Consider the following 24,152-nt stretch of genomic DNA (forward strand, 5'->3'; position numbering starts at 1 on the left):
GCCGCAGAGCGATGCATGGCGGTGTTCATTCAGTTAAAGGTCGAAATCGGGCGGGACGCAAGGGGTGTTTGGGGGGACAGCCGGACGTCGAGGCATTCACGCGGAGAGGGGAGATGTCGGTGAATCAGGGGAAGCGATCCGTCGTGATCGCGGGCATCGATGTGGGTGGTATCGAGAAGGGATTTCACCTTGTCGTGATGCGGGGATCGAGCATTGTCGATGTCGTGACCGACCGGGATCCGGGCGAATTGCATCGACGGTGTTTGCAGCACGAGGTCGAAGTGGTCGCGATCGATGCGCCGAGCAAGTGGGGCGTGGAGGGGGCGAGGCGCGAAGCGGAACAGGCGCTCGCGAGAGAACGGATATCGTGCTTTCCGACGCCTACGCTGGCGCGTGCGCAAAGCTCGACGACGACGTTCTTCAAGTGGATGTTGAATGGCGCGCGGCTTTACGAGGTGTTTGCGCAGACGCATCCGGTCGATGCGGTGCCGGTTTATGCGGGGCGGCGGGCGAGTATTGAAGTATTTCCGTATGCGATCACGTGTGCGTTGCTCGGGCGCGATGTCGCTTCGGCCAAGCTCAAGCGCACACAGCGCAGACGGTTGCTGGAGGATCTCGGCATCGATACGGCGAGACTCAAGTCGATCGATTTTCTCGACGCGGGATTATGCGCGGTCGCGGCGCGGTGTTTTGTCGAAGGGAAAACGCGGGCGGTGGGGGATGTGAGCGGCGGGTATATCGTGTTGCCGGTGGGGATTCGATTAATTGATCAATTGCTGTTTTGAATTTGTCACGATGGGAGTCACTATTCGAAAAATGGGTTTTCCTTTCTTATAAGTCTCGGGTGATTTTATTTTTGAATTAAAAGGAAATGATGAGATGAAGGTGGTTAACTGGATTTCTGCTGATTGTCGAGGAGGTTTTTCGTATGTGAATGATGTGACCTTCGTTGGGCTAATGCGTGATTAACGAGTGGGGAATATTTTCGTTGCGTTTGCAATGAAGCTATCATCGTGTAACGTCGAGTCAAGATGCGTGTGAGTAACGTATTATAGAACGAAGATGGTTGCGTGTGTAACAGGAGCGGGGTCGTCATGTCGCTGATAAATCGAGTCTATCGTGGGGGTTTGCATAGAATTGTTGTCCGTGAAAAGGATGTGTGGGTGCGGCTCGTGATTATTAATGAGATCTGCATGGGTTGCCGGTTTTATGATAATTTTGGGTATTATGGAGTGTGTTGATGCACTGGGGGTGAATGTTTTTTTGATTTTATGGGGAGATCATGATCTCGCGAAATCCATCTAGCATTGGGCCTGAAAATACGTGATCACTATTGGTGATTTTGGCGATGTAGTTATGATATTGTCCTAGCCATTGAATTTTTTCAAGAACACTAGGGGTTGCGTTATTTGTATTGTATGTCTTTATTGTAGTCAGGTGTTCATCTAGTGTTTGGTGTTGCAAATAATTAAGAAAAATTTGATTGTCACGATCGGTCAATAAAAGGCTTTTGGTTGCGTTTGTATTTTCAGGTGTTGTGTCGTTGTTGTGGAAATACCAATCCAATAAATCTGGATCTACCAGGATGCGTGGAAAACGGGCCTTGTCACGTTCGAGAAGGTAGGCGCGAATCAACGCCTCTGAGTAGATTAGTGTATCGTCCGCAAAATGCTTTCCAAATGCCACGCCGCCGCGGACTAGCACGCCCCCGCCAACCAACAATCGCTGAAGTGATATGACTGAATTAAAAAGAAGAGTCACTCGATCGCTTTTTAAGGGCGCCGAAATCACAATGCAATCGGAAAATGCGCGTATATCAAGGCCTTGTGAGGCCTCTTTGACTTTTCCAAGAAGCGCTCGCAATTTCTCGAGATGATTTGGTTGAATTGAATTGGAGTCTGCTGTCACAAGTGCCGAAAATCCTAATATATCGACAAAAGCTACCGCACCATAAGACCAGTTTGCTTCCATGTTGTGTTACTCGATTGCTAATTTTGCCAGCGAAAAAAAACGATCGCGAAATTCTCTCATGGCGGATGAGCGCTGCTCCCACACATGTCCTTGCCATTCGGTATCATCTTTCGTCAATCGCCAAACGGGCTTGCTATTCGATAGCATCATTGGCGCTAAGCTTGCAAAATCATGAATTTCGGCGCAAAGAGGTTCAGTTAAGCAATGCTTTGCCACCCCTTCAGCACCGGAGGCATCAATCAAGGCAGGAATTAATTCTTCGGTGGCTCGTTGGCGAACTCGATCAATCCAGACTTTGAAACCAGCTTTTGCTACACCGTTATGGCGTTGAAATCGCTGCATCACGATGCCACGAAGTACCGGCGCACGGGTCGGGACATTGAGCGATAGTTTTTGAAAATCTGGAACGACTTGCATGTGCTCCACGATCCATTTATTGAGAATGTGACTTAAAGAGCCGACAGCCTGATAGTTGAATCGATCGGGCGCAACTGGTACCAAAAAGCTGTCACATGCCAGAAAAAATGATCTAGTAAGCGCGGCCGCACTCGGCCCGACATCTACTAAAATTACGTCGAATTCGTGCAATTCGCCGAGTCTACGTAACATGTCGTTAACGGCTACATATGTCCGTTTTTGGTGCATATCCGATGTCATGCGCTGGCTATATGCGTATGAAAGTCTGTCTTCCGCTTCGCTCAGTCCGATATCACCACGAAGAATAAAAAGAGGAAATTCTTCGTCAAATTTTGTCAAAACGATACTTTCAACATCGACATTAGCGCGTTCACCTTCGAGTCTTGGCCAAAGTGCATCCTTCAATGAAGAACCCGGGAGCGTAGTTGACTCACCTTTTTCTTCCTTTATATCTAAGGCATCGATCACCTTGGAAAGACAGAGTTCGGTTAGATTGCATTGCGGATCAGCGTCAACCACGAGTACTTTCATTTTCATTGCCTCCGCGAAGGCATATGCAAGATGATATGTCGTAGTCGTCTTCGACACTCCTCCTTTGTGATTATATAGGGTGATGATTTTGGTCACGCTCGATTTCCTCACTGTTAAGATTTTTCTTCACGATACCGAGATGTTGCCGCCTACAGCATAACCGATAATCGATGCTATCGATTGATTTCTGTTGCGAACAAGAAAGATTGTTGCGACTTCTGACATGAAATCGTGACGATGCGGGAGGTCTCGATTGTGAGTTTATGTCGACGACGCCCGCCTCCTGCGGCGAAGGGGAGGTTCGATAGAGTGTGCATTTACCGGAACCTTTCCGAACGAGTGTCAACGCTTTCAGATTGATTGTACGTCTGTCGATTCAATTAATGCGGTCTGAAAAGACCGCGAGCAACACGCTAGTCGTCTTCATGGTCGTGATCTCGGCGACTTAGTCTCGGGCGACGAGGGAGGTCCATCGTATCGGAATTCAGCACGCGAGAACGATGACAGATACCAAACGTTTTTTGTCATGAAATACCACCAAGGAACCTAGGCGTGATTTTGGCGCCACGCCAATCCAGCAATTGCCGCAGAGCAACACATATTGTGATATCGCCGATATGGACGAGAGCTATGATGCGAACGTACGCGGCTCTTTTCGTGATTTCGTCACACCAGTTCGCGAGGCGACTCAGTCCACGTTTCGGCATGGATCGCAAACACGTGTCCAAACTTGGTCAAGGAAGGCGAAGAATCCTCATTAGGGTCGACACAACGCGGACAAAGGCAAACGACGAAAAAATTCCGATCATTACCCAGCTCGTAGTCCAATAGGTGGAAAGTTGAGCGTTGTCCTTCATCGGGAAAAACGCACAGAGACTCAACACGGAAAACGCGAGACAGCCATACAGTGCTTGAGCAAGGTGGGGTACCAGTTCATTGATGTAGCCCGAATTCCGAATGCGCCCCATCATCGAATCGTTCGGCAGAGCAGCGAGGATCGCCAGCGCTGTTGCTACGAACCCGGTCAATATTGCCCCGACCGACACTGCCGCCGACATGAATTCTTTCTCGGCTGTTGGAAGATTGAGCCCAAAATGATACCAGAGCCCTCCCGCTATCAGCCCGGCGCACCATGGATAAGTACGTTCGACGAACAGGCCGTGTTTCACTCGCATATCCGGTTAAATGTTGTGCCAGCCCCTCCTAGCCCTCGTGAGACCTTCCCACCGCGAGGCGAGGGTGTATCTCAAATCCGCACCGAGTACAAGCCCATCGATTCTTTCTTCTAACTTTTCCGCGAGGAGATTGATTTCCTCCGCAGGCTCGACGACCGAATCTTTCCCGTAGACCTTAAATGCCTGCACTACCGGTGTCGCGGTATTGGCGTCGTCCGCAACAAATTGCTGCAGCTTCCTTATGATCGCACCAACACGCCCGGTGTCTAGCATTGCATTTTGAGAGCGACCGGCCGAGACGGTCACCTCAATCGTGTGTCCGTGCAGTTCCTGACTCAGGTCAAGCGCACGGTTAAGGCTCACGCCCGCGCGCCGCTGCGCTGCCGACATGGCGATCGGCGCGATTCGAAAATTCAGCTTCGTGAGAATCTGCTTCTGCGCTAGGCGAACGTTGGCGTCATCGTTCATAAAGATCTGAAAGTCGTAATTCAGAATCTGCGGCGTGTCTGGGCTATTGGCATTGTACAAGGCGAAGTAGAGCTTAATCACCGTTGCTCTGACCCCATGATGGTTGTACTGGATAAGCACCTGATGCTTTATTGGATCGTACAGGACAGCGGTTTCTTCGCCAAAGCCTTCGTCTGAAGCGAGCGCGAAGCCTTGCGATGCGGCGGTCAAGCTAGCTCGACTGGGACCGTGGTCGAATCTGAATTTGGTGAAATCCAGAAGCCAATACGGCGTGGGGTTGCCGACGCTATTCGGTGGCGCGATTTGCTCGAGCCGTACGTCCTGCCGCCCAACTTTGCGATTTCGCTGCTCGATAGGATCGCCAGTGATCTGGCTCAGCAAATCTTCGAGTGGAGGGACGGTATCGCCCCGGTGTATTCGAAATGCGTGAACCAGCATGTCATTTGCCATATCGTCCCTCGGTCTTATTTTCGTGTTCAGCGTGCGCTGACAATTATCTGCCGTAACGATACCTCATACGAAAGGCTGCGTTGAGACTTCGTCGATGCTGATTGCAAAAAAATGGCCCGCATTGCTGGGCGCCGTGACCTTACCCCGCCGAAGTATCCCGCTATATAAGTTAGTGGCAAGGCCGCAGGAGAAACCTTGTCATGAAGAAATCGCGGTTTACGGAAGAACTGACCATTGACGTTCTGAAGGAAGCCGATGCGGGCATGAAGGTCGCGGATTTGTGCCGCAAGCATGGGATCTCCGATGCGACGTTTTATAACTGGCGCAGCAGATACGGCGGTATGGTCGTGTCCGAGGCGCGGCGCCTTCGGAAATTGGATGAAGAAAATCAGCGACTGAAGCGGCTGGTTGCGGAGCACGCGCTCGAGATTCAGGGCGTACTGGGAAAAATGTGAGTTCGCCCGCACAGGGCCGAGAAGTTGTGCAGCAGGTGATTGAACGGCACGGCTACTCGGAGCGCCGGGCGTGCGATCTTGTTGGGCTAAATCGACGAACCTTCCAACGCCCCGTTCGTGCAGACATCGACCATGAAGCACGGCAGCGCCTGCGTGAACTTGCTCAGGAGCGTCCTCGGTTTGGCTCAGCTCGGCCTTCACGTACTACTGCGTCGCGAGGGCTTGGTAGCGAACCATAAGCGAACCGAGCGGAAGGGCTATCGCTGCGAATGAAACGACGCAAAAAGCATCCGAGTTATTTGAACGCATTGAAGCGCGGCGAACCGAGTACAACTTAGTACGCCCACATAGCGCTCTAGGGCGGTTGGCGCCGAGCCAATTCCGGCCGTTGCAACAAACGAAATCCGGCCAATCAACTAACTTACGACTGGTGTACTCGGAGGGGTAAGGTCATCGCGCCCGATCTTCAGCGTTGCGTTTCGTACGCAAAGTTTTCGCGGCCGTCGGCCATCCGACGCGTCGGATGGTTGCTTTCCAAGTGCCTGAGGGGGGGGCAGTGCAGCCATAGTGCTCCTTCGTTGAGGTTTGCACCGCGCATTGCACCGAATTCGCACCGCGAGAGGATTGTAAAAGAATGATCTCGCGAACAGACCGTAGGGGCCGAAAGCAAAAAACCCCTGTAGATCAAAGATCTACAGGGGTTTCGCATTTGGTGGCGAATCAGGGATTCGAACCCCGGACCTGCGGATTATGATTCCGTCGCTCTAACCGGCTGAGCTAATTCGCCAAAGAAGCGAGATTATCGTGAGGCGAGGCGCGTCTGTCAAGCGTCGAGTCAAATTTCTTTGCCTCATCGAGCCGCAACCCACCTCAACCCGCCGCAAATCAATCGTTCGCGTAAATATCCCGATCCTTCGTCTCGCGCACGAACACCATCCCGATCACGAACGATGCCACCGCGATGATCACCGGGTACCAGAGCCCCGAATAGATATTCCCGTTCGCCGCCACGATCGCGAACGCGGTCGCCGGCAGGAAGCCGCCGAACCAGCCGTTGCCGATGTGATACGGCAGCGACATCGACGTGTACCGGATCCGCGTCGGGAACATCTCGACCAGCATCGCGGCAATCGGCCCGTACACCATCGTCACGTAGATCACGAGAATCGCCAGCACGACGACCGCCAGCGTCTTGTTCATCTGCGCCGGATCCGCCTTCGCCGGATAACCCGCCGCCTTCAGCGTGCCCGCCAGCGACTTCTCGAACGCCGCCGTCTGCTCCTTCGCATCCGGCGCCTTGCCGTTGACCGACGGCACCACCTGCTCGCCGACCTTGATCGTCGCCATCGTTCCCGGCGGCGCTTCGACGTTCGTATAGTTCAAGCCCGCCTTCGACAACGCCGCCTTCGCGATATCGCACGACGTCGAGAACTTCGACGTCCCGACCGGATTGAACTGGAACGAACATTCCTTCGGATCCGCCGTCACGACAATTGGCGAATTCGCCGTCGCCGCTTCAAGCGCCGGATTCAGCGCATGCGTGAGCGTCTTGAACAACGGGAAGAACGTCACGGCGGCGATCAACATGCCGGCCATGATGATCGGCTTGCGGCCGATCCGGTCCGACAGCGAACCGAAGAACACAAAAAACGGCGTACCGATCAGCAGACCCGCCGCAATCAGCAGATTCGCGGTCGTACCGTCCACCTTGAGCGTCTGCGTCAGGAAGAACAGCGCATAGAACTGGCCCGTGTACCAAACGACAGCCTGACCCGCAGTCAAGCCCAGCAACGCGAGAATCACGACACGCAGATTCTTCCATTGCCCGAACGCTTCGGTCAGCGGCGCCTTCGAATGCTTACCCTCGGCCTTCATGCGCTGGAAAACCGGCGACTCGTGCAGTTGCAGACGAATCCAGACCGAAATCGCCAGCAGCACGATCGACACGAGAAACGGCACGCGCCAGCCCCAATCGGCGAACTGGCTCTCGCTGAGCGCAAACCGGATCGCGACGATCACGAGCAGCGAAAGGAACAAACCGAGCGTCGCCGTGGTTTGAATCCACGACGTATAAGCGCCGCGCTTATTGGCCGGCGCATGTTCGGCGACATAGGTCGCCGCGCCGCCATATTCGCCACCCAGCGCCAGCCCCTGCAACAGTCGCATGCCGATGAAAATCACCGGCGCCGAAATGCCGATCGATGCATATCCAGGCAGCAAACCGACGATAAACGTCGAAATCCCCATGATCAGAATCGTGACGAGGAACGTATATTTGCGTCCCACGAGATCGCCGAGCCGGCCGAACACGATCGCGCCGAACGGACGCACGGCGAAACCCGCCGCGAAACTCAATAAGGTGAAGATGAAGGCCGCGGTCGGATTGACGCCCGAGAAATACGCCTTGCTGATAAACGCGGCGAGCGAACCCGCGAGATAAAAGTCGTACCACTCGAACACCGTGCCCAGCGACGACGCAAGAATCACCTTGCGCTCGGCCGCTGTCATTCGCGGCGACGATACATGTCCGCTAACGGTAGCCATAAGCTCAGTCTCCAATTTTTTAGTCGTAGTGTCGGCCCGCCACTGCCTTGGGCACGTCTGGAGATTGGCATCGCGAACTTACTGCCCACTGACACTGCCTATCGCCAGCTTCATTCGAATGCGATGCGATAACGTGCCGCGTATGTCGGCTTAAATGCCGTGTATATGGACAAAAATCGTCGAATATCGCTGAACGATTCAAATCGGCAGTCACCCGATTCGCGTCAGCTACCTTGCGCCTAGGGGTAAGTCCGGTCGTCGAATAGAGGCAGGAAAACCCTGACGATGACGCCCGGATGGGTCGTCGACTCTGAAAACGGCGGATCGGCGATGTCGAGCGTGCCTTGGTGCATCGCGGCAATCTCGGACACGATCGCGAGGCCCAGGCCGCTGCCTTCGGCCTCGCGGCCGAGGATCCGGTAGAACCGCTCGACGACGCGCGCGCGCTCGTGCGCGGGAATCCCGAGCCCCGTGTCCTCGACCTCGATGACGGCGCGAGGCGATGCCGCTTGCGAGTCCGCGTCTTCCTCACGCAGTCGAATGGTTACGCTGCCGCCCGCGGGCGTGTAGCGAATCGCGTTGTCGATCAGATTGGTCAGCAATTCGCGGAGCATGACGCCGTTGCCGACGATCTCGACGCCGGCATCGGGCGCTTCGAGCCCGAGATCGATCCGGCGCGCGCTCGCCGACGGGAACCACTCGCGCACGACATCGCGCACGAGCGGCGCAAGCGACATGCGATCCATGCCGCGCGCAGGCAAGCCCGCATCGGCCCGCGCGAGCGCGAGCAACTGGCTGACCATCCGCGCCGCATTCTCCGAACTCGCGGCGATCTGTTCGAGACATCGATGCACGTCGGCCGACACGTCCTGCCGCAGCGCGAGCTCGGCCTGCGTGCGCAAACCGGCAAGCGGGGTCTTCATCTGATGCGCGGCGTCGGCGATGAATCGCTTTTGCGCGGCGACGTTCTGTTCGAGGCGCGTCAGCAATTCGTTGAACGACGTCACGACGGGCGCGATTTCGAGCGGCGCCTGCTGGGCATCGAGCGGCGAAAGATCGTCGGGCCGCCGCGCGCGAATCTGCGACTGAAGCGCATGCAGCGGCGCGAGCCCGCGCGACAGCCCGAACCAGACGAGCACGATCGCCAGCGGCAGAATCACGAACTGCGGCAGGATGACGCCCTTGATGATGTCGTTCGCGAGCGCGTTGCGCTTGTCGAGCGTCTCCGCGACCTGCACGAGCGCGGATTGCGTGCCGCCCGGCACCGCGACATACGTGTAAGCGATCCGGATATCGTCGCCGCGCAGCGCGCTGTCGCGAAACGCGACGATGCCCGGCGCGAGGCGCTCGTCGTCGCTCGGCGGCGGCGGCAGGGTCGCATCGCCGCCGATCACGGCGTTGTCCGGGCCGCGCACCTGAAAGAAGACGGCGTCGACATTGTCCGTGCGCAGAAAATCGCCGACGACGTTCGGCAGCGCCAGCGTCACGACGCCATTGCGCATGCCGACCTGCCGCGCGAGCACATAGGTGTCCTGTTCGAGCGCACGATCAAACGGCTGATTCGCGATCGACTTCGCGACGAGATACGTGACGGCGAGGCTCATCGGCCAGAGCAACAGCAGCGGCGCGAGCATCCAGTCGAGCACTTCGCCGAACAGGGATTTCGCGCGCGGTTCGTCGGCGACGGGCGTCGGGTCGGCGAACGGATCCCGGTAGCGGACGTCGCGCAGCGCATCGGCGTCGGCCGCATCGAGCGGCATGCGCGGCGGCGTCTCGGTATGGCCGCGCGCGTTCACGTCGGCAACGGCGCGGCGGCCGCACCACTCGGTTGCGGCTTCTCCATGCAGTACCCGAGCCCGCGCACGGTCGTGACCTTGACGTCGGGTTCGAGTTTCTTGCGCAGCCGATGGACATAGACCTCGATCGCGTTCGTGCTGACTTCCTCGCCCCATTCGCACAGATGGTCGACCAGTTGCTCCTTCGACACGAGGCGGCCCGGACGCAGCAGCAGCACTTCGAGCAAGCCGAGTTCGCGCGCGGACAGTTCGATGACGCGGTCGTTCAGATAGGCCACGCGCGCAACCTGGTCGAAGGCCAGCGCGCCGTGCCGGATCACGGTCGATCCGCCCCCCGCGCCGCGCCGCGTCAGCGCCCGCACGCGCGCCTCGAGTTCGGACAGCGCGAAAGGCTTGGCCATATAGTCGTCGGCGCCGAAGTCGAGCCCCTTGACGCGCTCGTCGACGCTGTCGGCGGCGGTCAGGATCAGCACGGGCAACGTCGAATTGCGCACGCGCAGGCGGCGCAGCACCTCGAGGCCGCTCAGGCGCGGCAGTCCGAGATCGAGAATCAGCAGATCGAAGGTCTGCAGCGATAAGGCATTGTCGGCGTCGGCGCCATTGTCGACGTGATCGACGGCATAGCCCGATTGGCGGAGTGATCGAGTCAGTCCGTCGGCGAGTATGCTGTCATCTTCGGCGATCAGGATTCGCATGGAATGGTCTGCGCGGGGCGGGCGAGCGACAGTGCGCGGCAGGCGCGCATGTGGCGCTTGTCAAAACTACTGTTCTTTTATACAGTGTCGCCAATCGCGGCCGTTCGCCTGTTTGAGGCCCGCGCGTCGGGCTCGCGACAGCGCGCCGTTATCCCGAAAAAGCGCCGTTCATCATAGCAAAGGACCATTCATGGAAGAAAGCAAGAAAGGCGCGGCCGGGCTCGCAGCCGAAAAGGGTAAAGCGCTGGCGGCCGCCCTCGCTCAGATCGAGAAGCAGTTCGGCAAGGGCTCGATCATGCGTCTCGGCGACGGCGAGGCCATTGAGGAAGTCCAAGTCGTGTCGACGGGTTCGCTGGGTCTCGACATCGCGCTCGGCGTAGGCGGTTTGCCGCGCGGCCGCGTTGTCGAAATCTACGGTCCGGAATCGTCGGGCAAGACGACGTTGACGCTTCAGGTCATCGCCGAAATGCAGAAGATCGGCGGCACCTGCGCGTTTATCGACGCCGAGCATGCGCTCGACGTCACGTACGCGAGCAAGCTCGGCGTCAAGGTTCCCGATCTGCTGATCTCGCAGCCGGACACGGGCGAGCAGGCGCTCGAAATCTGCGACGCGCTCGTGCGTTCGGGCTCGATCGACATGATCGTCGTCGACTCGGTCGCGGCGCTTGTGCCGAAGGCCGAAATCGAAGGGGAAATGGGCGACTCGCTGCCGGGTCTGCAGGCGCGTCTGATGTCGCAAGCGCTGCGCAAGCTGACGGGCACGATCAAGAAGACGAACTGCATGGTGGTCTTCATTAACCAGATCCGAATGAAGATCGGCGTGATGTTCGGCAACCCCGAAACGACGACGGGCGGCAACGCGCTGAAGTTCTATTCGTCGGTGCGTCTCGACATTCGTCGTATCGGCTCGATCAAGAAGGGCGACGAGGTCATCGGCAACGAGACGCGCGTCAAGGTCGTCAAGAACAAGGTGGCGCCGCCGTTCCGTGAAGCCGTTTTCGACATCCTCTACGGCGAGGGCATTTCGCGCCAAGGCGAAATCATCGATCTCGGCGTGCAGGCCAAGATCGTCGAGAAGTCGGGCGCGTGGTACAGCTATAACGGCGAACGCGTCGGCCAGGGCAAGGACAATGCGCGCGAGTTCTTGCGCGAAAATCCCGAAATCGGACGCGAGATCGAGAACAAGGTCCGTACGCAGCTCGGCGTGACCGCGATGCCCGGCCACGTGTCCGAAGACGACGACGTCGAAGAAGAAGCCTGATCCCGTGGACGCCGCCGCACGCAAGCACGTCGATGTGGCCTTCGCATAAGCGGCCGGAGCGCGAAGACGGACGCGAGTCCGACGATGCGCCGGCCGCGCCCTCCGCAGGGGTTCCCTCCGCATCGGCCCGGTCGAGCGCGCGTGAGCGCGCAGCGGCGCGTCGGCACGAACACGCGACGTCGTCCCCCTTGTCTGCTTACGCGACGGGGCAGTCCTTCGATCCCCCCGAATCGGCCGATGCGTCGGACGTCGCGGCTCGAAGCGGTCGCGAACGGCCGAAACGTTCGCTCAAGATGCGTGCGATCGGCTATCTGTCTCGACGCGAGCACAGCCGGGCCGAACTCGAGCGCAAACTCGTGCCCTTCGTCGAAGAAGGGGAGCGACTAGAGGACGTCCTCGACGCGCTCGAACGCGAGGGCTGGTTGTCCGACCAGCGATTCGCCGAAAGCGTCGTGCATCGGCGGTCGGGCCGTTTCGGGGCGAGCCGGATCGTCGGCGAACTCAAACGCAATGCGGTCGATGGCGAACTCGTCGAGCAGGTGGCGAGTCAGCTTCGCGATTCGGAGCGTGCGCGCGCCCAAGCCGTCTGGTCGAAGAAGTTTTCGAGTCTGCCGGCCACGCCGGCCGAACGCGCGAAACAGGCGCGGTTTCTCGCGAGTCGCGGCTTTTCGAGTTCGGCGATCTCGGCCGTGCTCAAAGGCGGCGAGTGGCTCGACGAGGCGGGCGGCGACGTTGCCGAGGATTGATCGCGACGCCGGATGCGCGTGCTCGGCGGCTGCGCCGGGCGGCACGATACGGGGGGCGCGTGATAGGCCGTGCATCGCGATCGACCAACGGGTCGACCACAGGTCCTGACCACATGGGCCAACCACACAAGCTAGCCACAGGCCGACGCGTACTCGCTCGTTTTCCCGCTCGGCCGATTCGGCCCGGCGATTTTCTCGGGATTCCCCCCTAATGGCCGACCCGGCCCTGGCACCGGATTGAAGAACGTGCTGTGTTAAACTCGCCCGGTTCAGAGATTACGCAGCGTCTTGTCCGCATGTCCCTTCCACCGAACCTTCCTTGCAGATCGCCTCGTCCGTGTACGAAGGGGGTCGAAGTGTTTGTGCATCAAAGGGATATCCGCCCCGCAAGCGTTGCAGTTCAGACCGGCCAGCGCCGTTTCAATCGTCCCACCTTCCGGCGTTCCGTCGGTCAGATCTCTCCCTGTTTTTTGCCGTCGAGTGCGATGCAAGCGTTCACGGTGTCTCCAACTTCCGGTTCCAGTAACAAGAAGTTCATTCCATCCAGCTCCTCCTTATAGGGATCACGTATGAAGATTCACGAGTACCAGGGTAAGGAAATCCTGCGGAAATTCGGAGTCGCGGTGCCGCGCGGCAAGCCCGTGTTCAACGTCGACGACGCAGTCAAGGCGGCCGAAGAACTCGGCGGCCCGGTTTGGGTCGTCAAGGCGCAGATCCACGCGGGCGGCCGCGGCAAGGGCGGCGGCGTCAAGGTCGCGAAGTCGCTCGACCAGGTTCGCGAATACTCGCAACAGATCCTCGGCATGCAGCTCAAGACCCATCAAACGGGTCCGGAAGGCCAGAAGGTCAACCGTCTGCTGATCGAAGAAGGCGCTGACATCAAGAAGGAACTGTACGTCGGTCTCGTCATCGATCGCGTGTCGCAAAAGGTCGTGTTCATGGCCTCGAGCGAAGGCGGCATGGACATCGAAGAAGTCGCCGCGAAGACGCCCGAAGCGCTGCACAAGGTGGCCGTCGATCCGGCCGCCGGCCTGACCGACGCCGAAGCCGACGATCTCGCCACGAAGATCGGCATCCCGGCTGCGTCGCTGCCGCAAGCGCGCGTGATTTTCCAGGGCCTGTACAAGGCGTTCTGGGAAACGGACGCCTCGCTCGCCGAAATCAACCCGCTGATCCTGACCGGCGACGGCAAGGTCATCGCACTCGACGCGAAGTTCAACTTCGACTCGAACGCGCTGTTCCGTCACCCGGAAATCGTCGAATACCGCGATCTCGACGAAGAAGATGCGGCTGAAGTCGAAGCATCGAAGTTCGACCTCGCCTATATCTCGCTCGACGGCAACATCGGCTGTCTCGTGAACGGCGCCGGTCTCGCGATGGCGACGATGGACACGATCAAGCTGTTCGGCGGCGAACCCGCGAACTTCCTCGACGTCGGCGGTGGCGCGACGACCGAGAAGGTCACCGAAGCGTTCAAGATCATGCTGAAGAACCCGGGGCTCAAGGCGATCCTCGTGAACATCTTCGGCGGCATCATGCGTTGCGACGTGATCGCCGAAGGCGTCATCGCCGCATCGAAGGCTGTCTCGCTCAAAGTACCGCTGGTCGTGCGCATGAAGGGCACGAACGAAGACCTCGGCAAGAAGATGCTGGCTGAGTCGGGTCTGCCGATCATCGCAGCCGACAGCATGGAAGAAGCGGCGCAGAAGGTTGTCGCCGCTGCCCAAGGCAAGTAAGGGTCCATTCAGCTAACGAACAGAGGTCATTACATGTCGATTCTGATCAATAAAGACACCAAGGTCATCACGCAGGGCATCACGGGCAAGACCGGGCAATTCCACACGCGTACCTGCCGTGAATATGCAAACGGCCGCGAAGCCTACGTCGCGGGCGTGAACCCGAAGAAGGCCGGCGAAGATTTCGAAGGCATTCCGATTTACGCGTCGGTCAAGGAAGCGAAGGCTGAAACGGGCGCCACCGTTTCGGTGATTTACGTGCCGCCGGCAGGCGCCGCGGCCGCGATCTGGGAAGCCGTCGAAGCCGATCTCGATCTCGCGATCTGCATTACCGAAGGCATCCCCGTGCGCGACATGATCGCGCTCAAGGACCGCATGCGTAAGGAAAACCGCAAGACGCTGCTGCTCGGACCGAACTGCCCGGGCACGATCACGCCCGACGAACTCAAGATCGGCATCATGCCGGGCCACATCCACCGCAAGGGCCGCATCGGCGTCGTGTCGCGTTCGGGCACGCTGACGTATGAAGCGGTCGGCCAACTCACGGCGCTCGGCCTGGGCCAATCGTCGGCAGTCGGTATCGGCGGCGACCCGATCAACGGTCTCAAGCACATCGACGTCATGAAGATGTTCAACGACGATCCCGATACGGACGCCGTGATCATGATCGGTGAAATCGGCGGCCCGGACGAAGCGAATGCGGCGTACTGGATCAAGGACAACATGAAGAAGCCCGTCGTCGGCTTCATCGCGGGCGTGACGGCGCCTCCGGGCAAGCGCATGGGCCACGCCGGCGCGCTGATCTCGGGCGGTGCCGATACGGCCGAAGCCAAGCTCGAAATCATGGACGCGTGCGGCATCAAGGTCACGCGCAATCCGTCCGAGATGGGACGTCTGCTGAAGTCGGTGCTGGGCTGATTCGAGGCCTGATCGCCTGACTCGGTTGAGTCGTCGATGCGGGGTATCCTTCGGGATACCCCGTTTTTTTTGTCTGTGCGTCCGATGCCCGAATTCATCGCAGACATTCACTGGAGTGCCGTGATTCAGATCGTCGTCATCGATCTGCTGCTCGGCGGCGACAACGCGGTCGTCATCGCGCTCGCGTGCCGCGATCTCGATCCTCGGCAGCGCGTCCAGGGTATCGTCTACGGCACCATCGGCGCGATCGTGCTTCGCACCGTACTCGTCGCATTCGCGGTCGTGCTGCTCGATCTCCCGTTCCTCAAGATGTTGGGTGGCGTATTGCTGCTCTATATCGGCATCCGGCTGCTCCAGCCCGACGACGCGGAACGCGGCGAGGTCGCCGCCGCCGATCGTTTGCTCTCGGCGATCCGCACGATCATCGTCGCCGATCTCGTCATGAGCATCGACAACGTCGTCGCCATCGCGGGCGCGGCCGAAAACGCGCCGCCGCACCACCGGATCTATCTCGTCATATTGGGCTTGCTCGTGAGCATCCCGCTCGTGGTCGGAGGCAGCACGCTGCTGCTTCGCTTGATCGAGCGCTTTCCGGTCATCGTGCTCGGCGGCGCGGGCTTGCTCGGATGGATCGCCGGGGGCTTGATCGTCGACGATCCGTTTATCGACCGATTCGACTGGCTTCAGTCGGATCTCGCCGCCTATCTGTCATCGGCCGTCGGCGCGGCGCTCGTCGTAGGCGTCGGACTCGCGATCAAGTCGGCGCGAGCGAAACGGGGCGCCGCAGGCATATAGCGTTTCCCTTCACGCCGAACGAATACCCGCGATCGGGTGGCGCGCGATTGCGGGTGCGTTGGCTCCGGGACGGGTTCGGAAGGGGCGCGGCGTGCGTTCACGACGCGGTGTCGAGCTGCCGCCTGCCATTGCATCCGATTGTTGGCCGTTCGGCCGACTGCCGGTCCCGAGCGCGCTTGCCTACGATCGGTATTCGCAGTCGACCCCCACCTTGTCTGTCGGCTGCCTCGATCTGGAGTCTCGCGATGAACGCCGCCGCCGCCGAACACCCCGCACACCCCGCAGATCCCGCAGATCCCGCACGTCCCGCACGTCCCGCGCAGGCGGCGAAGACGTGTCGCGTCAGATCCGATGCGGTGACCCGCCCCGCGCGCGCACGATCGGCGCCCATGCCGGCCGCGATGACGCCCGCTACCGCGAGATCGACCGCGCCGCGGGAAGTCTCGGTGAGCGAAAGCATGTCAAGGCGCTCCATGGCGCGGCATCGGGCCATGGAGGCGGCGGCGGAGAAGGCGCACGCGACAACGACGGCCGACGCGATTGACGTGACCGATGCAACCGATGCAACCGGGCGCGCGTTGAGAGCGTGCACCGAGCGGGCCGCCGCGAACCGGGTGCTGCACGCCTACGTGCTCGGTTTCACGATGATCGAGCTCATGATCGTCCTGGCGATCGTCGGCGTCATCGCGGCGTACGCGGTGCCGGCCTATCAGGACTATGTGGTCCGCAGCCGTGTCGGCGAAGGCCTGGCGCTGGCGGGCTCGGCGCGGCTTCTCGTCGCCGACAACGCGGTCAACGGCGTGCCGTTCGATCTCGGATATGTGCCTCAGCCGGCAACACGCAATGTCGAATCGCTCGTCATCGATTCCGACACGGGAGAGATCGAAATCCGCTATACGGCGCGTGTGGCACCCGCCGGGGCAAATTCGCTCAAGCTTGTACCGTCGACATCGGCCGCGGCCGACCCGTCGAGTGGATCAAGTGGATCGAGCAGCGGCGCGACCGCGCGCGTCACATTGCACGCGGGGACGCCGCCCACGGGTCTCCTGGCCTGGGAGTGCTTTGCGGCGAGCAAGGCGAAATCGTCGTTCAGCGAACCCGTGCCCGTGCCGCGCGCCGCGGCGACGCTGGCGGCGAAATTCGCGCCGGCCGAGTGTCGCGGATAGGGCGCGAGGGCATCGCGGGGACGTGCGGCAAAGTCGGAATTCGAGCGGGCTGCAAGGAAAGTTTTGTATAGTGCGCGGTTTGCATCTCAATCCTTCGAATTCCGATGCCTGTCCAGTTGCCGCGAATCTTGACGCTGTTCTTGCTGATGCTCGCATTGACGATTCCGTACGGCGTCGTCACCCATACGTATCCGATTCCGACGTTCTATGCCGAGTTCGTCGCGTACACCTTGTTTCTGCTGATGTCGCTCGGTGTCGCGTGGTACGCGAGCACGACGCGCAGCGCGAACCTGCTCGCGTCGCCGCGTTCGGGCGTGATCATGCTGTTGTTCGGCATCTGGCTCGTGCTCCAGACCGTGATCGTCCCAACGACGCTGCCGCGCATGAATCTGCTCGGCTTCGGCTACGTGATGCTCGCGCTGCTCGTGATGCATGCGGGGTTCTGGTGTTCGCGGATGTTGATGGCACCCTCGGTCGTTCGCGCGGCCGCGATCGCCTTGGTGATCGGTGCGCTGTTCGCGGTGTTTTGCCAAGTCGTCCAGACGTTCGGATGGGAGCTCGCGATGCGGCCTTTCGTGGTCGCCTATCGCGTGGCCGACGAGCGCCGGCCGTTCGGCAATATGGCGCAGGCCAACCATCTGGCGACCTATATCGCCTTCGGTCTGACGGCGGCCACGTATCTCGTGCTGACGCGCCGGCTGCCCTGGATCGTCTGGGTCGTCGTCAGCGCGCTGTTCGCGATCGGGCAAGCCTTGACCGTCTCGCGCACGCCATGGCTGCAGACCGGCGTCATCGTGCTCGGTGCGCTTGCACTGGGCCTCAATCGTCAGCCCGAGGCGAACGGCGAGGCGATTCCGACGCGCCGGCCGGCGCCGGACGGGGGAGCGAAGCGCTGGCGCGCGTGGATCGCGCCGATCGGTTTGTTCGCGATCTTCGTCGTCGCGAATGTCTTCGTACGGTGGGCCAATACGGCATGGCATCTGCGTCTGGCGACGTCGGCCGCCGAACGCTTCCAGGAAGCCGGGCAGATTTCGCCGCGACTCGCGCTCTGGAAGTACGGGTGGTCGATGTTCCGGGAAAGTCCGCTGTTCGGTGTGGGTTGGGGCGAGTTTCCGATCCATCAGTACGGCCTGACCGAAGCGCTCGGCAAGATCGAACTCGCGAACAACTCGCATGACATCGTCATCGATCTGCTCGGGAAGACGGGGATCATCGGCACGGTCATCGTCTTCGGCGGTCTCGCGATGTGGCTGATTCGCGTGCTGCGTGCGCGGCATAACCCCGGGATGATCTTCGGCCTCACGATCCTCGCGGTGCTGGGTGTGCACGCGCTTGTCGAGTATCCGCAGCAATACATGTTCTTTCTGCTGCCGGCGGCGTTTATCGTCGGCTTGCTCGAACCCGCGGGCGCGCGATTCGTCCCGGTTCCGGTGACGCGCGTTGCCTATGGTTTGCTGCTGGTTGCCGGGCTCGGCGCCTTGTATCCGGTGCTCGCCGACTACGGGCGCGCCGAGGTCCTGTACTACGGCGAGTCGCCCGAGAAGCAATATCGCGCCGCGCCCGCGGAGATCTTCAAACCATGGGGCGATTACGGTCTCGCGACCTTGCTGACGCTTGACGCGAAGGACCTGTCGTCGAAGATCGACATGCATCGCAAGGCGATGTATCTGCTGCCGGGCGACGTCGTGCTGCGTCGTCAGGCCGCATTGCTCGTGCTCGCCGGGCGCGAGGACGAGGCGCTCGATACGGTCCGGCGCATGAAGGTCTACGCCGATGGCGTCGAGCAATGGCCGAGCTCGTTGTCGGGGCTCTATGAAGAATGCGACCAGATGGGCCCGCCGCTCGCGCACTTCAAGGCGAAGGTGCTTGCCGAGTACGGCCAGCTGCCCGAACAGCCGAAGTCATCCGATGACGATGACGACGACAGTGACGATTGAGCGCCAGAGGGAGGCGGCCGTTTCGGATGGCCGCTTTTTTACACCGATGCACCCTTAGGGCGTTGGTGTCCGTCGGGAACGTCTGACAGCGGCACGCTCGGGGGATGCGGATCAAGTCGCGTGACGGTGAAGCGTCGCGAGACGTCCATGCCGTGAACGCAACGCAACGCGGCAGCGAGGTCCGACACGATCGATACCGGATGCGCCGCGCGGTTGCGCGTGGAGGCTAACCCGCCTGACCGCTCGGGGGCGCCGTCCAATGCCCCGACTTCCCGCCGATTTTCTCGACGAGACCGATCTCCGTCATGACCATCCCACGGTCGATCGCCTTGCACATGTCGTAGATCGTGAGCAGCCCGACCTGGACCGCGGTCAGCGCTTCCATCTCGACGCCCGTGCGGCCGACCGTTTCGGCCTGCGCGATACACCGCACGCCGGGCAATACCGCGTCGAATTCGAAATCGACGGCCACGCGCGTCAGCGCGATCGGATGGCATAGCGGGACCAGATCGGCCGTGCGCTTCGCGCCTTGAATCGCCGCGATGCGCGCGATCGCGAGCACGTCGCCTTTCGATGCGCGTCCGTCGCGAATCACGTCGAGCGTGTCGGGAAGCATCCGGATACTGCCGCGCGCCACCGCGACGCGCCGCGTGAGGTCCTTGTCGCCGACATCGACCATCTGCGCGCGACCCGCGGCATCGAAATGAGTGAGACCGGAAGACATCGGGCAATTCCTGTTTTCTGAGGCGCTTTGGGGACCTATCATAGCAGCCACCTCCCGCCTCGACGCCGCCGATTCCTCGCTTGAACTCGAGTCCTTCACGTCATCGTTCGCGTGTGCGCCAGCCGCGCTTCCGTTCGCTGTGGATCGGCGCTTCGATCGACGGCGTGATCGCCGCGCTGATCCTCTCGTTCGCGATGCCCACGGTCTCCGTGTGGGCGCAGGCCTTGCAGACTCCCACCACAGCAGCGTCCGCCGCGGCCGCCACGGCTGAAGCCGCGAGCGCCGCCGCGGCGCGCACGCGCGAGAACCGGCTGCTCGCGACGGGCTCGGCCGCGTTCCCGGCGAAGCAGGCTTCGGCCGCGCTCGCCGCATCCGAGCTCCGTGTCGTGCCGGTCCTGCCGATGGAGCCGCTTCGCTATCTCGCCGAAACGCCTGACGACGAAATCGCCGATCGCACATCGGGCCTCAATGCGCTCGAATCGCCCGTCGGATTCAAGAGCCCTTTCTTCATTCAGCCCTTGCCGAACCTCGGCGACGGCTCGGGCGGCGATCTGTCGCCGGCGGCCGAACGCAAGCTCGGCGAGCGCGTGATGCGCGAGATCCGCTCCGACCCCGACTACATCGACGACTGGCTGCTCGTCGACTATCTGAACGCGGTCTCGCATCGTCTCGCGTCAGCCGCGCAAGACCAGTTTCTCGGCGGCTATGTGCCGAACTTCGAAGTCTTCGGCGTGCGCGATCCGCAAATCAACGCGTTTTCGCTGCCGGGCGGCTTCATCGGCGTCAACACGGGACTGATCCAGATCACGCAGACGGAGTCCGAACTCGCGTCGGTGCTCGGCCATGAAATGGGACACGTGCTTCAGCGCCATATCGCGCGTTCGATCAGCCAGCAGCGTCACGCGGGCTATACGGCGCTCGCGGGCCTGCTGTTCGGCGTGCTCGCCGGTCTCGTCGCGCATAGCGCCGACCTCGGCGAAGCGCTCGCGCTCGGCTCGCAGGCGCTCGCGGTCGACAATCAGCTGCGCTTTTCCCGGACCGCCGAACACGAAGCGGATCGCACGGGCTTTCGCATGCTCGCGGGCGCCGGCTACGACCCGTACGCCATGGCCGAGTTTTTCCGCCGGCTCGATGCGGCGTCACACGATAGCGGCCTCGTCCCGGCCTACGCACGCACGCATCCGCTGACGACCGATCGCATCGCCGATATGGAAGACCGCGCGCGCCGCACGCCCTATCGTCAGCCGAAGCAGAACCCCGAGTATTTCTTCGTGCGCGAGCGCGCCATCGTGCTGCAGGCGAATTGGCCCAGCGATCTGCGCGAGGACGTCCGGCGCTTCGATGCCGACATCCAGATGCAGACTGCGTTGAATCCTGCCGCGTCGTGGTACGGCAAGGCCGCGGCGCAAAGCATGCTCGACGAGACAGCGGATGCGCAGGCATCGCTCGCGAAGGCACAAGCGCTGTTCCGCGCGCAGACGCACGACGAGAACGCCGACTCGCCGAGTCTTGCCGTGTTGTCCGTCCATCTCGCGGTCCAGGACGGGCGCGACGCCGATGCCTTGCGGCTGGCCGATGCCGCGCGCGGCCGCTGGCCGCAGTCGAACGCGGTCGTCGACGTTCAACTCGAGGCGCTGCTTCATGCGCGCCGGTTTACGCAGGCGCAGGCCCTCGCGCGGCAGCAGACCGTCAAGGCCCCCGACGAACCCGCATGGTGGGCCTATCTCGCGGAGGCGAGCGACAAGCTCGGCGATTCGGCGACGGAGCATCGCGCGATGGCCGAACGTCTTGCGTTGCGCGGCGCATGGCCCGCGGCGACCGAACATCTGAAGGCCGCGGCGCTCGACAAGAGCGTCAACTTCTACGAGGCCTCCGCGATCCAGGCTCGACTCCATCAGATGGAAGCGCAGTACAAGGAAGATCAGAAGCAGAAGGACGACTTGAACTGAGGCGGCGCTCGCGACCGGCTAACGGTGCGCGTCGTGCGCGGCCAGTGCCGCGGGACTCGCGACAAAGCCGAACTGTGCCGCGACGTCCTCCGCGCGGATCGTCGCGATCGGCAGGATCCGGTCGCGACGCCAGACGAACTGGAGCGGCGGCGATGCGTGATCGGGATGGCGACCCGCGTCGCCGTCGAGACGATCGGCGAACAGATCGAGGTCGTGATCGTGCAGCACGGCGATCCTCGCGCGCGCATCGCCGTGCGCATGTCCCGAGAACAGCACGGCGCCGCGATCGTCGGTCCAGCATGCAACGGGCTCCCAGCTCGCATCGGTCTGGTCGGTCAACGTCAGCGCGTCGCGCGCCGTATCCGCATCGCGGGCGAGCCGCACGACGTACGGCGTGTATTCGAGCTCGAGATAGACGCGTTGCGGACCGTTCTGGAAGTACCACCGCCCGTGTTCGTCGACGTCGTAGTTGCGCACGATGAACGCAATCAGCGCCGCGTGCCGCACGGGCGAACCGAGGCTTTGCGCGCGCTGTGCGGCCTCGTCCCGCATACGCCATGCGCCGCGGCGATCGAGCATCAGCCACCCATAGCATGCGGGGACGTTGGGCCATTTCGCGAGGGCCGCGCGAACGATGTCATCCATGACGAAGCACTCCGTACCTCAGCAAACGCGCATGTCGCAGACGCGCATGTCGCAGACGCGCACGTCGCAAACGCGCATGTCTCATACCTACGTTGCAAATTGACCGAAGAAGTGAAGCAGGCGCGCGCCGAGCCAGTCGATCCGGCCCGGGAACGCGCCGGTCATAAAGCCGACGTGGCCGCCCGTATCGGGCTGTTCGAGTTCGACCCGCGGACTGACGTGCACGCGCGTCGGCAATGCGCGTGCGGGCAGAAACGGATCGTTGCGCGCGTTGAGCACGAGGGTCGGCACCTCGATCTCGCCGAGCACGTGAATCGACGAAGCGCGGTTCCAGTAGTCGTCCGCATTCCTGAAGCCGTGCAGCGGTCCCGTCACGATATCGTCGAACGCGTGGAGCGTGCGGGCGCGCAGCATCGCCTCGACGTCGAACAGGCCCGGGAACTGTGCATGCTTCGCGAGGCTCTTGACCTTCATCGTTTTGAGAAACGAACGCGCATAGATCAGGTTGATGCCGCCCGACAGCGCGTGTCCGCCGGCGGGAATATCCACGGGCGCCGAGATCGCCGCGGCCGCATCGACGATGCGCGCCGCCTCGCGTCCGCGTTCGCCGAGCCAGCGCAACAGGGCATTGCCGCCGAGCGAGACGCCCGCGACGAACAGCTTGCCCGTATGCCGCTCGCGCAGACGACGCAAAATCCAGTCGATTTCGGCGCTGTCGCCCGAATGATAGAAGCGCGGCGCGAGATTCATCGAACCGCTGCAGCTCCGAAAGTGCGGGACGACGCCGCGCCAGCCGTGCGCGCGCGCAGATGCCATCGTCGTCAATGCATAGTGGCTCGACGAACTGCCTTCGAGGCCGTGAAACAGCACGAGCAGCGGAGGCGTCGCGTGCGGCCCAGGCGTGCTCAGGGTGTCGCCGAACGGCGCCGTGTCGCGTGTTCGGGCCGCGAAGACATCGGATCGCGTCGCGTCGTCATGCGACGGCGCCGCATCGCGAGCCCCGACCCGATCGACGAGATGATCGAGATCGATGAAATCGCCGTCCGGCGTATTCCAGCGCTCGCGCTCGAACGCGACCTCGGGCCGGCGTCCGAACACGGCGGGTACGATCGTCTGCAGATGCCCGCTCGGCAACCATCGCGGGCTGGCATAGATCGGCGGGGCGTTCATGACAGGCGGGCGCGCGCGATCGCGCCTCGCGTCAATGCAGCGGTCCCGCGTCGCGGCGCAAGCGGGTCGCAAACTGATCCGCGGCCTTCGGCGGCATCGTGCTCGAATGGATATGCGCGATGCGCCACTCGCCGCGTTCATGGACCATCACATAGGTCGAGAACACCATCTCGGGCACATCGAGCTCGTCGAGCGCGCGATGCGCCTCGGCGACCGCGTAGACGATCGTGCCGAGACTGTCATAGACGCGAACGTCGAGCGGCTCGATCTGCGTGCGCGGAAACTCGAACTGCTTCGCGAGGCCGGAGCGGATCTGGTCGAGCCCATGCAGATGGGCGCCGTCGGGGCAGATGTAGGTGACGGCTTCCTCGTCGATCCACAATTCCATCAGGCCATCGAGATTGGCTTCGCTGACCGCGCGATAGAACGCATGCAAGGTGTCGGCGGCGGCTTCGAACAGGCGGGCAAATCGTGGCATCGGTCGGTCAAAAGTGCGGCGGTTTAACTGCGCCGGCAAGCACCGCCAGCCCGAGACTGGCGCGCGGGACGACCGCCTGGCGGTCCCGCGCAGCGCCGCTTCCGCGCATCCGGCGCGGGCGGCAC

The 24,152-nt window shown here is 61.3% G+C and carries 22 protein-coding genes and 1 tRNA gene; 11 read left to right on the forward strand and 12 right to left on the reverse strand.

What is annotated here, in order from left to right:
• The first annotated feature begins 113 nt into the window (after positions 1-113).
• The gene (locus tag D7S86_RS03370) at positions 114-785 is read left to right on the forward strand and encodes a DUF429 domain-containing protein (protein ID WP_121083404.1); all 672 of its coding nucleotides are present in this window, start codon (positions 114-116) and stop codon (positions 783-785) included.
• 484 nt (positions 786-1,269) lie between these two features.
• Here D7S86_RS03370 and D7S86_RS28985 read toward each other — a convergent pair whose 3' ends face one another.
• From D7S86_RS28985 to D7S86_RS03385, 4 genes are all read right to left on the reverse strand, one after another.
• Positions 1,270-1,971 (reverse strand): hypothetical protein, encoded by a 702-nt coding sequence (locus D7S86_RS28985; protein ID WP_147432210.1) that lies wholly within the window; start codon positions 1,969-1,971, stop codon positions 1,270-1,272.
• Positions 1,972-1,977: 6 nt separating this feature from the next.
• Positions 1,978-3,015: a ParA family protein gene (locus D7S86_RS03375; protein WP_158601845.1), complete on the reverse strand. Its 1,038-nt coding sequence runs from the start codon at positions 3,013-3,015 to the stop codon at positions 1,978-1,980.
• A gap of 638 nt (positions 3,016-3,653) precedes the next feature.
• Positions 3,654-4,088 carry a hypothetical protein gene (locus D7S86_RS03380; protein WP_147432212.1) on the reverse strand — a complete coding sequence of 145 codons (435 nt, stop codon included), beginning with the start codon at positions 4,086-4,088 and terminating at the stop codon, positions 3,654-3,656.
• Positions 4,089-4,100: 12 nt separating this feature from the next.
• Complete coding sequence (locus D7S86_RS03385) at positions 4,101-5,012, reverse strand: DUF6731 family protein (RefSeq protein ID WP_147432213.1); 912 nt, start codon at positions 5,010-5,012, stop codon at positions 4,101-4,103.
• 200 nt (positions 5,013-5,212) lie between these two features.
• On the opposite strand from D7S86_RS03385, the gene D7S86_RS03390 reads away from it, so the two are divergent.
• Both D7S86_RS03390 and D7S86_RS30600 read left to right on the forward strand, forming a co-directional pair.
• The gene (locus D7S86_RS03390) at positions 5,213-5,467 is read left to right on the forward strand and encodes a transposase (RefSeq protein WP_121083412.1); all 255 of its coding nucleotides are present in this window, start codon (positions 5,213-5,215) and stop codon (positions 5,465-5,467) included.
• A 259-nt stretch (positions 5,468-5,726) separates the two neighbouring features.
• A complete protein-coding gene (locus D7S86_RS30600) occupies positions 5,727-5,915 on the forward strand; it encodes an integrase core domain-containing protein (RefSeq protein ID WP_420813202.1) in 189 nt (62 codons plus the stop codon).
• A 262-nt stretch (positions 5,916-6,177) separates the two neighbouring features.
• Here the strand turns inward: D7S86_RS30600 and D7S86_RS03400 are convergent.
• The 4 genes from D7S86_RS03400 to D7S86_RS03415 all read right to left on the reverse strand — a co-directional run bounded on the left by D7S86_RS03400 (position 6,178) and on the right by D7S86_RS03415 (position 10,502).
• A tRNA-Met gene (locus D7S86_RS03400) sits at positions 6,178-6,254 on the reverse strand.
• Between the two features lie 98 nt (positions 6,255-6,352).
• Complete coding sequence (locus D7S86_RS03405) at positions 6,353-8,011, reverse strand: MFS transporter (RefSeq protein ID WP_121083416.1); 1,659 nt, start codon at positions 8,009-8,011, stop codon at positions 6,353-6,355.
• A gap of 239 nt (positions 8,012-8,250) precedes the next feature.
• Positions 8,251-9,771: a sensor histidine kinase gene (locus tag D7S86_RS03410; RefSeq protein ID WP_121084266.1), complete on the reverse strand. Its 1,521-nt coding sequence runs from the start codon at positions 9,769-9,771 to the stop codon at positions 8,251-8,253.
• Between the two features lie 32 nt (positions 9,772-9,803).
• On the reverse strand, positions 9,804-10,502 hold the full coding sequence (locus tag D7S86_RS03415; protein ID WP_121083418.1) for a response regulator transcription factor: 699 nt from the start codon (positions 10,500-10,502) through the stop codon (positions 9,804-9,806).
• A gap of 190 nt (positions 10,503-10,692) precedes the next feature.
• Between D7S86_RS03415 and recA the strand changes: the two genes are divergently transcribed.
• The 7 genes from recA to D7S86_RS03455 all read left to right on the forward strand — a co-directional run bounded on the left by recA (position 10,693) and on the right by D7S86_RS03455 (position 19,061).
• Positions 10,693-11,763 (forward strand): recombinase RecA, encoded by a 1,071-nt coding sequence (gene recA, locus D7S86_RS03420; RefSeq protein ID WP_121083420.1) that lies wholly within the window; start codon positions 10,693-10,695, stop codon positions 11,761-11,763.
• Between the two features lie 188 nt (positions 11,764-11,951).
• The gene (gene recX / locus D7S86_RS03425; protein ID WP_420813188.1) at positions 11,952-12,509 is read left to right on the forward strand and encodes a recombination regulator RecX; all 558 of its coding nucleotides are present in this window, start codon (positions 11,952-11,954) and stop codon (positions 12,507-12,509) included.
• 569 nt (positions 12,510-13,078) lie between these two features.
• Positions 13,079-14,245, forward strand: a complete 1,167-nt coding sequence (sucC, locus tag D7S86_RS03430) for an ADP-forming succinate--CoA ligase subunit beta (protein ID WP_121083424.1) — start codon at positions 13,079-13,081, stop codon at positions 14,243-14,245.
• Positions 14,246-14,278: 33 nt separating this feature from the next.
• The gene (gene sucD, locus D7S86_RS03435) at positions 14,279-15,163 is read left to right on the forward strand and encodes a succinate--CoA ligase subunit alpha (protein WP_121083426.1); all 885 of its coding nucleotides are present in this window, start codon (positions 14,279-14,281) and stop codon (positions 15,161-15,163) included.
• Between the two features lie 84 nt (positions 15,164-15,247).
• Positions 15,248-15,958, forward strand: a complete 711-nt coding sequence (locus D7S86_RS03440) for a TerC family protein (RefSeq protein WP_121083428.1) — start codon at positions 15,248-15,250, stop codon at positions 15,956-15,958.
• 458 nt (positions 15,959-16,416) lie between these two features.
• Positions 16,417-17,124 carry a pilin gene (locus D7S86_RS03450; RefSeq protein WP_338069145.1) on the forward strand — a complete coding sequence of 236 codons (708 nt, stop codon included), beginning with the start codon at positions 16,417-16,419 and terminating at the stop codon, positions 17,122-17,124.
• Between the two features lie 104 nt (positions 17,125-17,228).
• Positions 17,229-19,061 carry a PglL family O-oligosaccharyltransferase gene (locus D7S86_RS03455; protein ID WP_121083434.1) on the forward strand — a complete coding sequence of 611 codons (1,833 nt, stop codon included), beginning with the start codon at positions 17,229-17,231 and terminating at the stop codon, positions 19,059-19,061.
• A 226-nt stretch (positions 19,062-19,287) separates the two neighbouring features.
• On the opposite strand, the gene moaC is transcribed toward D7S86_RS03455, so the two are convergent.
• Positions 19,288-19,785 carry a cyclic pyranopterin monophosphate synthase MoaC gene (gene moaC / locus D7S86_RS03460; protein WP_121083435.1) on the reverse strand — a complete coding sequence of 166 codons (498 nt, stop codon included), beginning with the start codon at positions 19,783-19,785 and terminating at the stop codon, positions 19,288-19,290.
• Positions 19,786-19,979: 194 nt separating this feature from the next.
• Here moaC and D7S86_RS03465 point away from each other — a divergent pair, with 194 nt between their 5' ends.
• Positions 19,980-21,734: a M48 family metalloprotease gene (locus D7S86_RS03465; RefSeq protein WP_420813203.1), complete on the forward strand. Its 1,755-nt coding sequence runs from the start codon at positions 19,980-19,982 to the stop codon at positions 21,732-21,734.
• 18 nt (positions 21,735-21,752) lie between these two features.
• On the opposite strand, the gene D7S86_RS03470 is transcribed toward D7S86_RS03465, so the two are convergent.
• The 3 genes from D7S86_RS03470 to D7S86_RS03480 all read right to left on the reverse strand — a co-directional run bounded on the left by D7S86_RS03470 (position 21,753) and on the right by D7S86_RS03480 (position 24,027).
• Positions 21,753-22,379 carry a DUF2946 family protein gene (locus D7S86_RS03470; protein WP_121083437.1) on the reverse strand — a complete coding sequence of 209 codons (627 nt, stop codon included), beginning with the start codon at positions 22,377-22,379 and terminating at the stop codon, positions 21,753-21,755.
• Positions 22,380-22,466: 87 nt separating this feature from the next.
• Positions 22,467-23,549: a YheT family hydrolase gene (locus D7S86_RS03475; RefSeq protein WP_121083439.1), complete on the reverse strand. Its 1,083-nt coding sequence runs from the start codon at positions 23,547-23,549 to the stop codon at positions 22,467-22,469.
• 31 nt (positions 23,550-23,580) lie between these two features.
• Positions 23,581-24,027: a nuclear transport factor 2 family protein gene (locus D7S86_RS03480; RefSeq protein WP_121083441.1), complete on the reverse strand. Its 447-nt coding sequence runs from the start codon at positions 24,025-24,027 to the stop codon at positions 23,581-23,583.
• Positions 24,028-24,152 lie beyond the last annotated feature (125 nt).

The organism is Pararobbsia silviterrae (assembly GCF_003628125.1).
Classification (GTDB): Bacteria; Pseudomonadota; Gammaproteobacteria; order Burkholderiales; family Burkholderiaceae; genus Pararobbsia; species Pararobbsia silviterrae.

Bases quoted from the DNA above. Each gene is read 5' to 3' on its own strand.
- D7S86_RS03370 (WP_121083404.1), top strand. From the start codon at position 114: ATGTCGGTGAATCAGGGGAAGCGATCCGTCGTGATCGCGGGCATCGAT.
- D7S86_RS28985 (WP_147432210.1), bottom strand. From the start codon at position 1,971: ATGGAAGCAAACTGGTCTTATGGTGCGGTAGCTTTTGTCGATATATTA.
- D7S86_RS03385 (WP_147432213.1), bottom strand. From the start codon at position 5,012: ATGGCAAATGACATGCTGGTTCACGCATTTCGAATACACCGGGGCGAT.
- D7S86_RS03390 (WP_121083412.1), top strand. From the start codon at position 5,213: ATGAAGAAATCGCGGTTTACGGAAGAACTGACCATTGACGTTCTGAAG.
- D7S86_RS03405 (WP_121083416.1), bottom strand. From the start codon at position 8,011: ATGGCTACCGTTAGCGGACATGTATCGTCGCCGCGAATGACAGCGGCC.
- D7S86_RS03410 (WP_121084266.1), bottom strand. From the start codon at position 9,771: ATGCCGCTCGATGCGGCCGACGCCGATGCGCTGCGCGACGTCCGCTAC.
- D7S86_RS03415 (WP_121083418.1), bottom strand. From the start codon at position 10,502: ATGCGAATCCTGATCGCCGAAGATGACAGCATACTCGCCGACGGACTG.
- recA (WP_121083420.1), top strand. From the start codon at position 10,693: ATGGAAGAAAGCAAGAAAGGCGCGGCCGGGCTCGCAGCCGAAAAGGGT.
- sucC (WP_121083424.1), top strand. From the start codon at position 13,079: ATGAAGATTCACGAGTACCAGGGTAAGGAAATCCTGCGGAAATTCGGA.
- sucD (WP_121083426.1), top strand. From the start codon at position 14,279: ATGTCGATTCTGATCAATAAAGACACCAAGGTCATCACGCAGGGCATC.
- D7S86_RS03440 (WP_121083428.1), top strand. From the start codon at position 15,248: ATGCCCGAATTCATCGCAGACATTCACTGGAGTGCCGTGATTCAGATC.
- D7S86_RS03450 (WP_338069145.1), top strand. From the start codon at position 16,417: ATGTCAAGGCGCTCCATGGCGCGGCATCGGGCCATGGAGGCGGCGGCG.
- D7S86_RS03455 (WP_121083434.1), top strand. From the start codon at position 17,229: ATGCCTGTCCAGTTGCCGCGAATCTTGACGCTGTTCTTGCTGATGCTC.
- moaC (WP_121083435.1), bottom strand. From the start codon at position 19,785: ATGTCTTCCGGTCTCACTCATTTCGATGCCGCGGGTCGCGCGCAGATG.
- D7S86_RS03465 (WP_420813203.1), top strand. From the start codon at position 19,980: ATGCCCACGGTCTCCGTGTGGGCGCAGGCCTTGCAGACTCCCACCACA.
- D7S86_RS03470 (WP_121083437.1), bottom strand. From the start codon at position 22,379: ATGGATGACATCGTTCGCGCGGCCCTCGCGAAATGGCCCAACGTCCCC.
- D7S86_RS03475 (WP_121083439.1), bottom strand. From the start codon at position 23,549: ATGAACGCCCCGCCGATCTATGCCAGCCCGCGATGGTTGCCGAGCGGG.
- D7S86_RS03480 (WP_121083441.1), bottom strand. From the start codon at position 24,027: ATGCCACGATTTGCCCGCCTGTTCGAAGCCGCCGCCGACACCTTGCAT.